The organism is Rhizobium sp. Rhizsp42, from assembly GCF_047304155.1.
GTDB lineage: Bacteria > Pseudomonadota > Alphaproteobacteria > Rhizobiales > Rhizobiaceae > Rhizobium.
Genome location: NZ_JBGLYS010000024.1, coordinates 78,577 through 90,647, shown reverse-complemented (window position 1 = coordinate 90,647; position 12,071 = coordinate 78,577). Strand labels below are relative to the sequence as shown.

The following is a 12,071-nucleotide window of genomic DNA, read 5'->3' as shown; positions in this document are numbered from 1 at the left end:
TCCGTGAGTTTGCATGTCTCAACATTCCGCGGCCCGGACGGTACGGGTGCGGAGGCATATTGGAAGTACGTTACGGTAATAGGCGACATTACAAACGTTACAGCTTCAGGCCGTTCGAGCGGTTTACCGTAACGTACTTCTCAACGACGGTGACGGGAGCATCTTCGATCGAGCGTTTGGTCGGAACTGCGAGCAATGATCCGATGAGCGATGCGGAGGAGCCAGCAAGTACGAGTTCGAGAAAGGCCCAGCGCGGCCTCTGGCGTCTCATGCTCAAGTTGCCCGCCATACGTGGGCGCTTGCAAGTCATCGCAGCCCAATCGCCCCATCTCAACGGCATGTTCGAAGCCTACGAGGAGGCATACGTTACGCTGCAGAGGTTCCAGAAGGAGCGTGATCGAAACGATTGCCCGCTGATCGAAGAGTACGAGACGCTTTGTTCCGAGATCGAAAGTGACGTGCTCTCGATCGTCCTTGGCGACACGACATCGATTTAGAACTTCGCCTAATGACTGATGGTTTCATTAGGATTCAAGGTTGCAACTTAATGTTATCGGGTTGATATAGGGTTCTGCGCATATTTCAGCTTTTCGACCGGCGTATCGGGGACGACCATGGGTGCTGAGATTGACGACGAATTCCAGGAGCACGTGGACGACACCGAGGCGGAAGCCGCACTCCAACGGCTTCTCGCAGATCAAAGGTTCAAGACTGCCGACCGCCAGAAGGCAATACTTACCTATCTCGTAGCTCAGCGTATCAAAGACGAGGAAGTCAAGGCCTATGCCATTGCCGTGGATGTGTTGGGACGGCCGAGCAATTTCGACTCTAGCATCGATCCAATCGTCCGCATCGAGATCAGCCGTCTCAGATCAACGTTGGAATCCTTTTACGTTGCGTTCGGCGAAGACCACGACATCTGGATAAGCGTAAAAAAAGGGAAATACATCGCCTGCTTTGCTCGCAACACCGCTAACGCGCCTCATCACAGAAAAGCCGACGAGATACCGCTCGGCCATACCATCCGGCGTAATCCATACCAGCCGGAGAACACGCCGCCCAAGCGGAGGTTGATGTTCGCCGGGTTAATGGTGTCGGTTCTGGCAGCGATCGCCACGCTGAGCATATACTCCTACGCGCAGAGACCCGTCATTTCCACGAAACCCGTCGTGTACGTCACCGTCGACGCGGCGAACCCACAACAGGCCGGAGAGGCAAGCCAGGTACGTGACGGCCTGCTGACGGCACTCACACAGTTTCAGACGATCATCGTCGCGCAGCCGGCATATGCATCTGTAAGGACCAACGCTGCCGACCGGCGTTACTCGGTTCAGCTCAAATACTATTCCGATCTCGACGAGCGAAGCGTCTGGTGGCAGGTCACGGAGAACGCTTCCGGAAACCTGCTGATGTCCGGGTTGGAAAAGGTTGAAACGGCAGGAAAGAGCGAAGCCGTCGCGAGACAGGAGATCGTTGCGTCGCTTGCCAAGCGGATCGCGGCCAGTCGAGGCGTGATCAACTCGATCAAATTGAATGCCGCTCAGGATTCCGTCGGTAACGACTGCGTCGTGCGCGCGGAGTACGCGCTCGAAGTTCGGGGCAGCCTTGAGGCGGCAGCCAATTGCCTCGAACGAACGGTGCGTCTCATGCCGCACGATTCCGACGCCAATGCAGTTCTCGCCCGTATTCTGCTTGCACCCGCCGGAAGAGCGACGCCGCCTGAGGTCGCCGATCGTGCGCTTCGGCTTGCGCAGGACGCCGTTGCCAGAGCCCCATTTTCCGACCGGGCGCAGCTTGCTTTGATGGCGGCTCAAGCAGCAGGTGGAAGGTTGGAAGCTGCGATCGAGGCAGGCAACAAAGCCGTCGCATTGAATCCGAACAGTCCGGATTCCTTAGCGGCCTTGGGTGGCTTGCTTTATTCAGCAGGATACACGTCCGCCGGACTGGCAATGGCGAAGGAGGCAAGCGCGGAAACCGACATCGTTCCCCGATGTGCCATGGTCGTCCTCGCGCTGGACGCCTTCCGTGACGCCCGCTATTCAGAGGCCCTCCTTTGGACCGAGCGGGTGACCGGCCGCAGTTCGCTGACGAGTGTTATCCGCGCTGCCGCACTAGGAGAGCTTGGCTCAGAGCAAGCGCCAGGTAGCGTGACGGATGGAGGCATAGACGCGGCCGCCTTCAAAAAGACCGTTGATGCCGTAGGTCTTCCGCCAGATCTGGTGACAATGCTCGAACGCGGGGTGACCAAGGCAGGGGCGGATCTGGAGCCTGTGGGCAGCATCTCGCGCTAAGTCGACGTGTCATGAATTGTTGCTGAATGTGCCGTGACCCCGTTGTCGGGATTGGATGACAAAAACGGCTGGGCTCAGGTGATGGACGCCACCGGGAAACGCGAATCAGCGATGGTTGTTGATCTCACGGAACTGGGAAAGGTCGCTTTGTCACAGACGGGAAATGTTCCCTGGAGTTCCCGGAAATCTGCTTGCTAGCTGCTTACTGAAAAGGCTTAGCAACGATCAACGATGTCGCTAAGCCCTTGACTATTCAGTCTAATCTGGATGGTGGGCGTGACAGGGATTGAACCTGTGACCCCTACGATGTCAACGTAGTGCTCTCCCGCTGAGCTACACGCCCATCCGATGTCGGCGCATAGACCACAAACCTATTTGGCCGTCAATAGGCCTTTTTCAGATTTGTGACATGCGCCCACAGAACCCTTAGGCCGCAAGCATTTTATTGACTTCGTCAACGAGGTCGCGGAGGTGGAAAGGCTTGGAAAGGACCTTCGCGTCCTTCGGTGCCTTCGAATCAGGGTTGAGTGCCACGGCCGCAAAGCCGGTGATGAACATCACCTTGAGGTCGGGATCGAGTTCGGTGGCGCGGCGCGCCAGCTCAATGCCGTCCATTTCGGGCATGACGATATCGGTGAGAAGAAGGGAAAAGGGTTCTTCGCGAAGGCGGTCGTATGCGCTGGCGCCGTTGTCGTAGGACAGGACCTTGTAGCCTGCCTTTTCGAGCGCCTTCACAAGGAAGCGGCGCATGTCGTTGTCGTCTTCTGCAAGAAGTATCTTCTGAGTCATTATCCAGACCGCTGATCAGTGGAATTTATGCGTGAGTATTGGTCATTTACACTAGATTTCGGCCGGTAAACAACCGGTGAAGCGCCTGTGCAAAGCGTCATCCCCATGAGATAGTATGGACTTGGCGGCCTTCAACTGGCAACATGGGCAAGATAGCTGCCTGCCAGCATGGTTAAGAGGGAAACAGGTGGACGAGATTCCCGCGTACGAGCTTTTTGAGATACGGGAACCCGCGTCGCACACCATTCCATTCGTCTACAATTCCCCCCATAGCGGCCGCATCTATCCGCCCGAGTTCATCGCGCAATCCAGATTGCAGGGGATGTCGATCCGGCGTTCGGAAGACCATTATGTCGACGAGCTGTTTTCCGCCGCCGGCGCGCTCGGTGCGCCGCTGCTGCTCGCGAATTTTCCGCGCGCCTATCTCGACGTGAACCGCGAGCCCTATGAGCTAGACCCGCGCATGTTCGACGGGCTCCTGCCTGCCTACGCCAATATCAATTCGCTGCGCGTGGCCGGGGGTCTCGGGACTATTCCGAGGATCGTCGCCGAGAACATGGAAATCTACGCGCGCCGCCTGCCGGTGCAGGAGGCGCTCGATCGCATCGAGGCGGTCTACAAGCCCTATCACGCGGCACTTCGGCGGCTGATTGCCCGCACGCATGTGCAGTTCGGCTTCGGCGTGTTGATCGACTGCCACTCGATGCCGGGCAATATCCGCGTTGCAGGCGCCACCTCGCGGCCGGATTTCATCATCGGTGATCGCTACGGCACGAGCGCTTCTGCTGAGCTGTCGCGCATGGCGGTCAGCATCTTCGAGGAGATGGGGTTCGCCGCGATCCGCAACAAGCCCTATGCCGGCGGCTTCATCACCGAGCATTACGGCCGCCCCTCGCGGGGCCTGCACGCGCTGCAGATCGAGGTCAACCGCTCGATCTATGTCGACGAGGTGACCCTCGAGCGCCGCGCCGATTTCCCGCTCGTGGCAGCCGCGATCACTTCCTTCATGCGTCAGATGGCCGACTACGTCGCCAAGTTCGCCGGCGATACGGCGCTGGCGGCGGAGTAGGGCGGTTTTTTCGCGCGCATTGATGCTTGGTCGGGGCCGCTCTATTTTTGGCTATCGGTCGATGGTGGTGACGATGGATATCGCAGCTACGGTTTTGGGGACTGTCAATGCGCCTTACGGGCGCAAGCTGACGGCCGCCGAGCTGGCGTTTTATCTCTCGCATATGGATGAGGCCAAGACCGTACCCGGCCACATGTCGTCCTTCTTCGCGGAAGTGACCCCGCAGCTTCAGGCGGCGTTCGCGGCCTCGGTCGGCATTTCGCTGCCTGAATTGGTGGAGGCCGCCAGGGCGTTCTCCGTCTATTCTGGCGAAATCTATCCGTTGGCCGCGTGACGATCGGCGGCTTACCGGCCGGCGGGCGATCCAGCGTACTAATACTGTCTTGAAGATGGTGTAGCTTTTCCGCGGCAGAGTAATGGACTTCGGCGGTTCCTCTTGGTTGCCATTCCAACCCGACAAAAAAAGACCGCCTTGCGGCGGTCCAAGTCTAGGGAGGAAACACCCAAGGAGGGTATTTACAGTCAGAAGACTGTAGGCAGACGCTACTATTGCAGTGCACAATTGTCAATCATTTTATTGCGGTGCGCAAAATATGTGCAGCCGGCTAAAAATTGCTGCTTCCGTTTGCAAAATGAGCCTTTTCGGCTATGGAAAGCGGCATCGACAGTCTCACACGGATGTCCCTCATGTTTCCTGATCGCACCTTCTTCAATCGCCTCGCGGAAGCCGCCAAGGCCGAGACGCTGCCACGGTTCCGCTCCGGGACCGGCGTGACGAACAAGCTGGCGTCGGGCTTCGACCCCGTCACCGAAGGCGACCGGGCGGCGGAAGTGGCGATCCGGGCGCTGATCGAGACGCATTTTCCCGAGCACGGCATTCTCGGCGAGGAGTTTGGCAATGTCGGGCTCGACCGCGAACATGTCTGGGTGATCGATCCGATCGACGGCACGCGGGCGTTCATCTCGGGCGTTCCCGTCTGGGGGACGCTGATCGGCCTTTACAGAGACGGCCGGTCGATCATGGGGATGATCGAGCAGCCGTTTACCGGCGAGCGCTATTTTGCCGATGAGAGCGGCTCCTATTACACCGGTCCCGAGGGCGAGCGAAAGCTTCAGGTGCGCGATTGCGCCGGGCTTTCCGATGCGATCCTGTTCACCACCTCGCCGCATCTCTTCGCCGGCACCGAGATGGACCGGTATCGCGAGATCGAGAGCCAGGTGCGGCTCTTCCGCTATGGCACCGATTGCTACGCCTATGCGCTTCTGGCGGCCGGGCACATCGACCTCGTCGTCGAGAACGGCCTGAAGCCCTATGATGTCGGCGGGATCATTCCCGTCATCGAGAAGGCCGGCGGGATCATCACCACCTGGGATGGCGGGCGGCCGGAGAATGGCGGCTCGATCATCGCCGCCGGCAGCCAGGCGGTCTATGATGCGGCGGTGGCGATCCTGCGGCGCTAAGCTGCGGGTTGTGCCAAGTTCGGCGGGATCAGGTCCGGTTTTGTTAGCTGCAGGCGATGTTTGACAGTATCGGTTGTTCTCGGTCGATGTGATCTCTCATCGGTTGTTTGTTTGCAAAAACATGCGGTTACTTGCCTTGCAAGATGCTCGCAGGGGATGAACATTAATCGAACAGAAAGAGTTCGCTGCAAATCTTGCCGCTGAAATGAATGTTTATGGATCCTTGCTTTTTCGGCGGTCCGCATTTCGGTTTGAGGCAAATTATAATGCAGCTTTTTTCTTTCGGATCCGCCGCGGGCGCCAAGGCCGTTCTTGATGCCGTCAGCCGTTCCCAGGCCGTGATCGAGTTCGACATGGCGGGCAAGATCCTCTTTGCCAACGAGAATTTCTGTCAGGCGATGGGATACAGCCTGAACGAGATCGTGGGGCGACCCCACAGTATGTTCGTCGATCCGGAAGAGGCTCGAAGCGCGGAATACGCTGCCTTCTGGAAGGGCCTGAACAAGGGCGAATTCGATCGCCGGCAATACAAGCGCATCGCCAAGGGTGGGCGCGAGGTGTGGATCGAGGCCTCCTACAATCCGGTCTTCAAGGGCAGCACGCCCTACAAGGTCGTGAAGTTCGCCACCGTGATTACCGATACGAAGCTGAAGAGTGCCGAGGATGCCGGCAAGCTCGATGCGCTCTCGCGTGCGCAGGCGACGATCGAGTTCACGCCGGACGGCCATATCCTGACAGCCAACGAGAATTTTCTGAAGACGCTCGGCTATACGCTGGAGGAAATTCGCGGGCGGCATCATTCGATGTTCTGCGATCCGGCCTATGCCGCAAGTGCGGAGTACAAGGAATTCTGGCGCAGCCTGGCGGCCGGGCAGTTCGCCGCAGACGAGTTCGCGCGTATCGGCAAGGGTGGCCGCAAGGTCTTCATCCAGGCCTCCTACAACCCGATCTTCGACATGAGCGGCAAGGTGTTCAAGGTGGTGAAGTTCGCGACCGATGTCAGCGAGCGGGTGCGGGCCGTCAACGAACTCGCCGTTGGCCTGCAGGCGATGGCGGATGGCGATCTCGACCAGACGATCGAAAAGCCCTTCATCGCCTCGCTGGAGACGCTACGCACCGATTACAACTCCTCGATCGGCCGGTTGCGGGCGGCGATGCAGGCGATCGCCAGGAACGCGACGCAGATTGCATCGGGAACGCGCGAGATCAGTGCTGCGTCCGACGATCTTGCCCGCCGTTCGGAATCGCAGGCTTCGTCCGTCGAGGAGACAGCCGCGGCGGTGACAGAGATTTCCACGACCGTATCGGATTCGGCGCGCCGGGCGGCGGATGCGGGGCGTCTTGTCGACGACACGACGAAGAGCGCGCAGGATTCCGCCGATGTCGTCAGGCAGACGGTGGACGCCATGGCGCGGATCGAGCGTTCCTCGACCCAGATCGCCGGCATCGTCAGCGTCATCGACGACATCGCCTTCCAGACCAATCTCCTGGCGCTGAACGCCGGTGTCGAGGCGGCGCGTGCCGGGGAAGCCGGCAAGGGGTTTGCGGTCGTGGCACAGGAGGTTCGGCAGCTGGCGCAGCGTTCGGCCGATGCGGCCAAGGAGATCAAGGCGCTGATCCATGACAGCGAAGCCTCGGTTCGCGATGGGGTGGCGTTGGTGGACAAGACCGGTGCGGCGCTGGAGGCGATCGCGACGCGGGTGGTGCAGGTGCACGACAATGTCTCCGGCATCGTCGTGGCGGCGCGCGAGCAATCGCAGGCGCTTGGGCAGATCAACGAGGCCGTGATGTCGATGGATCAGGACACGCAGCGCAATGCGGCGATGGTCGAGCAGACCGCGTCCGCCAGCCGCAAGCTGGCGGCGGAGGCGAGCGCGCTGTTCGAGCTGATCGGCCAGTTCAAGGTCGGTGACGAGCGAAGCGCGCGGGGCATGGCGCCGCTGGCGAGAGTGGCCTGACGATCGCGATCTGGCGCGTCAGCGATGACGCGCCATAGACCGGACATACAGACAGATAGGCAAAGAAAAAGGGTTCCGCCGGCAGGCTGGAACCCTTTTTTGTTCGATCGTCTCGGGAGGACTGAGATCAGCCGCCGATGCCGCCGCGCATGCGGGCGGTGTCGAAGGCCGCCGGGCGCGGCGTCGGCACGGCCACTGCCGTCGGGACGGTGTAGGCAACGGCCTCGAAGGCGGCGGGCGCCGGCTCGGATGGGACATAGGCCTGCTGGACTGGAACCTGCAGCACGTGCTGCTGCTTGGCCTGCGCCTGAGCTTGCTGGAACCGATCCTGCTGGAATTGCGGCTGCTGAGTTTGCGCCGGCTGAAGCTGGGCGGTCTGTACCTGTGCCTGCTGAACCTGCGGCTGTTCCATGCGGACCGCTTCGGCGGTCGTCTGCATGGGGGCGGCCTGCGGCACGGGGACGCTTTCCGGTGCTTCGTATGCGGTTTCGACAACGCCCTGCGCCATCGGAATCGGCTCGCGGGCCGGCGAAGCGGCTGGCGTCAGCAATTCGAACTGAGCGGCCATCTGGCTATGAGCGGGCACGAAATTCATCGCGACTTCGTAGGCGGGGAGCGGCGAGGGGGTCTGCAGCTCGCCATCGGCACCGCGCTTCTCATAGAAGGCATTGCCGCCGGCAACCGTCACGTAGTGCATGTTGTCGTAGGGGAACTTCATGCCGTCGGTATGGAAGAACATGGCTTCCTTGACGGCGGGATTGCGCTCACCCTTCAAAAGTGCATCGGCGGCCGCGTTGAGATCGGGCTCCGCCTGGGCCTTGACCTCGCGGGTCATGACGCCGGGGGCGAACTGCTTGGCCTGCGAAACGACGCCGCAAATGGACTTGGGATAAGCAGGGGATGTCAGGCGGTTCATCACGACGCTGCCGACAGCCATATAGCCGTCGTGATCGGAATGCAGCGATTCGAAATACATCGCCCGCTTGAGACAGGTTCGGTCTTCCGTCGTGTAATTGTAGGTGACCTTACCGGGCGTGCCGGTATGCAGACGCTTGGTCGTCTGAATGCTGCCTGTGGTCTTTGGCGTGCTGGTGCAGCCCGTGGCAGCTAAGCCCACAATCATGATCCCGAAGAGAGATCGTCCCAATACGTAATGCGCCCTCAACGCCAGGTGCCCCCTATGTGATTAGTTCAGCCCTTATCGAAAAAGTGGGTAACTATTATCTTACAATCGTAAAAATTCAAACACCGCGTTACATTTTTGTCTCAAAATGTGATCGGCCCGGCCGGAACTTCACGATGCCGGACAAGTGCGGCGCGGAATGGGACCCCGCCTAAGGCGCTTCGGCTCAGGTGCCGAAGCCCTCGAATTCCTCGGAAACCTCGGCATCCGCGCCCGGAATGAAGGCGTGGAAGGCGGCGAGCGCCGCTTGCCGGTAGACGTCGCGCTCCTGCAACACTTCGTGACGAGCGCCGTTGATCGGCACCAGCTGGCCGGCGCGGAAATAGCGCGAGAGACGCTCCTGGGCGATGTAAGGCACGATCGTATCGCGCGTCGGCGCGATGACGACGGTCGGGATGGTGATCGAAAAGAGGTGGTTCGGCGCGGTGACGCGCTCGATGGTCTTGAAGGATTCGACCAGCCAGCGCGCGGTGGGCGGGCCGAGCGTCAGATCGGGATTTGCCTGCGCGATCGCGACGTTGCGTTCGAAGCGGACCTCGTCCGATGTCAGCGGATTGTCGCGGAAGGGTTTTTCCCTGAGCTTGCGCGACAGCGGGTGCGACCCGAGGCCGAGCGCACAGGCCGCCGACGCCAGCCAGCGGATGGTGCCCGCCGAAGCGGCCTGACCCGAGAGGCCAATGAAGGGCGCCGTCAGCACCATGCGCTCGATGCGCGTCGTGAGATAAGGAGCGGCCGAGAGCGCGATCAGCGCGCCGGTCGAATGCGCCAATAGATAGAAGGGCAGGCGGGTATCGGGCAGCACGACTTTCTCGAGGAAAGTGTCGAGGTCGTGCTCGTAATCGACGAAGCGGCGGACATGGCCATAGTGACGCTTCTTCAGCATGCGGTCGGAATTGCCCTGGCCGCGCAGATCGAAGGTGGCGACCCAGAGACCCTTGTCGGTCAGGTCGCGGATCGTCTCGTAATATTTCTCGATGAATTCGTTGCGCCCGTGCAAAAGCACGACGGTGCCCTTGGCGACGGAGGCCTGGGAGCGGAAGACGGCGTAGCGCAGCTTCAGGCCGTCATGCGTCTCGAAGTAGCCTTCCGTGCGATTTTCCGGAACCGGATTGCCGGGTGTCGAAAACAGAACCTGTTCCATAGCCGTCAGCGCGCGCCCTTCGAAAGGATTCGGAATAGAAGTAAAGCGGATAGGCGATCGGCCTGTCAAATCAAAGAAAAAAGCGTTCCTGAGATGCGCGTCGCCCGCGCCCGTCCAAAAAAAGTGGCCGGCATGCGGGACCTGAGGGGAGCGCAGTGCCGGCCGGAGATCGGGCTGAAGACGAAGGGACGATACACTCCAGCCATCGAGCCAGTGTAACCCGATGACGCAATCATTAGGCCCGTGCGTCTGAACGGATACCGAACCGGGTGTTCATGCGCGGTTCACGGTGGCTGGCCGCGGATTTCCGGTGGTTGTGGGCGGCTCTTCGAAAGGGGCTTGAAGTCCGAAAATGCCATCCCCATCTCATGGTAGCGGACGCCAGAACGGGTCCGCGGAACCGTCCCGAAGCTGCCGATCAAGGGGTTTTTGGGGCAATTTATCGCAATCAGTCGCTTCCTCAGGAGGACATCATGCGTCACGTAGACTTCTCTCCCCTCTATCGTTCCACCGTCGGTTTCGACCGTCTCTTCACCATGCTCGACAGCCTGGGCCAGCCCGACCAGGGCCAGACCTATCCGCCCTACAATATCGAGCGCACCGGTGAAAACACCTACCGCATCACCATGGCCGTCGCCGGTTTCGACGAAACCGAAATTTCGATCGAAGCGCAGGCCCATGCTCTCACCGTCAAGGGCGAGAAGAATGAAGACAATGCGGAAGGCTCCGAATTCCTTTATCGCGGCATCGCCAAGCGCACCTTCGAGCGTCGCTTCCAGCTTGCCGACCATGTCGAGGTGACGGCTGCATCGCTGAAGAACGGTCTGCTTCACATCGACCTGCTTCGCAGCATTCCCGAGGCCATGAAGCCCCGCAAGATCGCGATCGCCGCCGAGCCGGTGAGCGCGCCGAAGGCCATCGAGGCCCAGGTCACCAACTAAGTCACCAACTAACCAATCCCTCCCAGGATATGGCAACAAGGCGGCGTCCCCCACGGGGCGCCGCTTTTTTGTTGTCAGAAGGATAAAGATCTCAGCTTCGCGTGCCTGCTGATCGGGATTTCATGCATCGATGGCGGCTGAAGCAGTTTTACGATCTGCACGACCTCTGGCCATCGCAATACCAGGAGGGACGCGACTTGGTGGAGAGGTGTCTTCTGATAGGTCGGCGCGAGGATAAAGCCATGCAGGCCCGCCGAGCGCAGGGCGGCCCTTTCGGCAGGGTTCCTCAGAATTCGGCCGTCGCCGGAAAAGAATATCCACTCGTCATTCGATTTTCGAAGGAAGTCGATCCACTCGACATCCGCCGAGTGGCGGCCTTTCGGTAGTGCGCCCAAGTCTCGTATGTGGACGGCTTGGTGCCCTTCGTGAGCTATGAATCCATTGAGCGTGCTGGCGAAAACGGGGGACGTGCAATTGTCGAAAAAGACGTTCACGCGGCCAGCCGTTGTTCCATCATTGTTTCGAATTCAATGGCGTGTTTGACCGATGTTTCAGGGACATCGTAAGCGCGGGCAACGGCTTTCACATCGCCGTCCTGGCGAACCGCGGCGGCCAGGATCGCAGTCGGGACGCTCGACTGTGCGTCGATCGGCTGGCCGAAGGAGCGATTGGGATCGACCATGACGTTCAATCGCCTTCCGCCCGGCCACCAGACAAGCGGATTGCCGCTCTCGCTGAAATCGACCGTCTTCAGGAGAGGATCTATGATCTCGTTGAATTCGAACTGCTTGCGGAACAGGTTTAGCAGTTGCTCCCGCTTTTCGCCGTCCTCGTCCTCGCTGATGATATGGAGAAAAATCTCCCGCCCGTCCGTCCGGAACCGGTTTGTCGACAGCGGATGATCGTCACCGATGACTTCGCGGGCCACAGCAATTGCCGCGCGTATGCGGATCGCGGAAAGGCCGCGCTTTATGAAGGCGTCGGCGACGCGGATTTCCATCATATCCCGGAAGCTTAGGAATATCCGGTCATCACCGAGCGAAATCTCGGATGTCCAAAGCGGCGGATAGAACTTGTTCTTGATATAATGTCCGCGTAGCCAGCGCGATATTTTCGCCGGAGCGACACGCAGCAGCCTTCCCGCTTCCGCAGGTGTGTAAAGCCCCATGCCGATCAGGTTGCTATCGCTCATGAGCTTATAATTCACCCGGACGAATCCGTGTCAACAGATATGCGGT

General features: G+C 59.9%; 12 protein-coding genes, 1 tRNA gene and 1 pseudogene. 7 read left to right on the top strand and 7 right to left on the bottom strand.

The window, feature by feature from the left end; genetic code table 11:
- Positions 1–97: 97 nt before the first annotated feature.
- Positions 98–271, bottom strand: a complete 174-nt coding sequence (locus ACCD05_RS21250) for a hypothetical protein (RefSeq protein ID WP_413395127.1) — start codon at positions 269–271, stop codon at positions 98–100.
- A gap of 28 nt (positions 272–299) precedes the next feature.
- On the opposite strand from ACCD05_RS21250, the gene ACCD05_RS21245 reads away from it, so the two are divergent.
- Both ACCD05_RS21245 and ACCD05_RS21240 read left to right on the top strand, forming a co-directional pair.
- Entirely contained in the window at positions 300–497 is a 198-nt protein-coding gene (locus ACCD05_RS21245) for a hypothetical protein (protein ID WP_413395125.1), read from the top strand.
- 117 nt (positions 498–614) lie between these two features.
- On the top strand, positions 615–2,291 hold the full coding sequence (locus tag ACCD05_RS21240) for a hypothetical protein (RefSeq protein WP_413395123.1): 1,677 nt from the start codon (positions 615–617) through the stop codon (positions 2,289–2,291).
- Between the two features lie 268 nt (positions 2,292–2,559).
- Here ACCD05_RS21240 and ACCD05_RS21235 read toward each other — a convergent pair.
- Both ACCD05_RS21235 and cpdR1 read right to left on the bottom strand, forming a co-directional pair.
- A tRNA-Val gene (locus tag ACCD05_RS21235) sits at positions 2,560–2,634 on the bottom strand.
- An 83-nt stretch (positions 2,635–2,717) separates the two neighbouring features.
- Positions 2,718–3,080 (bottom strand): response regulator CpdR1, encoded by a 363-nt coding sequence (gene cpdR1 / locus ACCD05_RS21230; RefSeq protein WP_003542883.1) that lies wholly within the window; start codon positions 3,078–3,080, stop codon positions 2,718–2,720.
- Between the two features lie 187 nt (positions 3,081–3,267).
- Between cpdR1 and ACCD05_RS21225 the strand changes: the two genes are divergently transcribed.
- From ACCD05_RS21225 to ACCD05_RS21210, 4 genes are all read left to right on the top strand, one after another.
- Positions 3,268–4,149, top strand: a complete 882-nt coding sequence (locus ACCD05_RS21225; RefSeq protein WP_113237048.1) for an N-formylglutamate amidohydrolase — start codon at positions 3,268–3,270, stop codon at positions 4,147–4,149.
- Between the two features lie 73 nt (positions 4,150–4,222).
- A complete protein-coding gene (locus tag ACCD05_RS21220; protein WP_413395116.1) occupies positions 4,223–4,483 on the top strand; it encodes a hypothetical protein in 261 nt (86 codons plus the stop codon).
- Positions 4,484–4,836: 353 nt separating this feature from the next.
- Positions 4,837–5,610, top strand: coding sequence for a histidinol-phosphatase (gene hisN / locus ACCD05_RS21215; protein WP_413395114.1), 774 nt, complete (start codon positions 4,837–4,839; stop codon positions 5,608–5,610).
- Positions 5,611–5,876: 266 nt separating this feature from the next.
- Positions 5,877–7,568, top strand: a complete 1,692-nt coding sequence (locus ACCD05_RS21210) for a methyl-accepting chemotaxis protein (protein ID WP_413395112.1) — start codon at positions 5,877–5,879, stop codon at positions 7,566–7,568.
- Positions 7,569–7,968: 400 nt separating this feature from the next.
- Here ACCD05_RS21210 and ACCD05_RS21205 read toward each other — a convergent pair.
- Together ACCD05_RS21205 and ACCD05_RS21200 are read right to left on the bottom strand one after the other, a co-directional pair.
- Positions 7,969–8,733 (bottom strand): annotated as a pseudogene (locus ACCD05_RS21205) (cell wall hydrolase); the annotation flags it as partial.
- 184 nt (positions 8,734–8,917) lie between these two features.
- Complete coding sequence (locus ACCD05_RS21200) at positions 8,918–9,892, bottom strand: alpha/beta fold hydrolase (protein ID WP_413395110.1); 975 nt, start codon at positions 9,890–9,892, stop codon at positions 8,918–8,920.
- 473 nt (positions 9,893–10,365) lie between these two features.
- Between ACCD05_RS21200 and ACCD05_RS21195 the strand changes: the two genes are divergently transcribed.
- Complete coding sequence (locus tag ACCD05_RS21195) at positions 10,366–10,833, top strand: Hsp20 family protein (protein WP_018899772.1); 468 nt, start codon at positions 10,366–10,368, stop codon at positions 10,831–10,833.
- A gap of 74 nt (positions 10,834–10,907) precedes the next feature.
- Here the strand turns inward: ACCD05_RS21195 and ACCD05_RS21190 are convergent, their stop codons facing one another.
- Positions 10,908–11,327, bottom strand: a complete 420-nt coding sequence (locus ACCD05_RS21190; protein ID WP_413395108.1) for a hypothetical protein — start codon at positions 11,325–11,327, stop codon at positions 10,908–10,910.
- Positions 11,324–12,025 (bottom strand): hypothetical protein, encoded by a 702-nt coding sequence (locus tag ACCD05_RS21185; RefSeq protein WP_413395106.1) that lies wholly within the window; start codon positions 12,023–12,025, stop codon positions 11,324–11,326. The genes ACCD05_RS21190 and ACCD05_RS21185 overlap by 4 nt, the downstream gene beginning before the upstream one ends.
- Between the last annotated feature and the right edge of the window lie 46 nt (positions 12,026–12,071).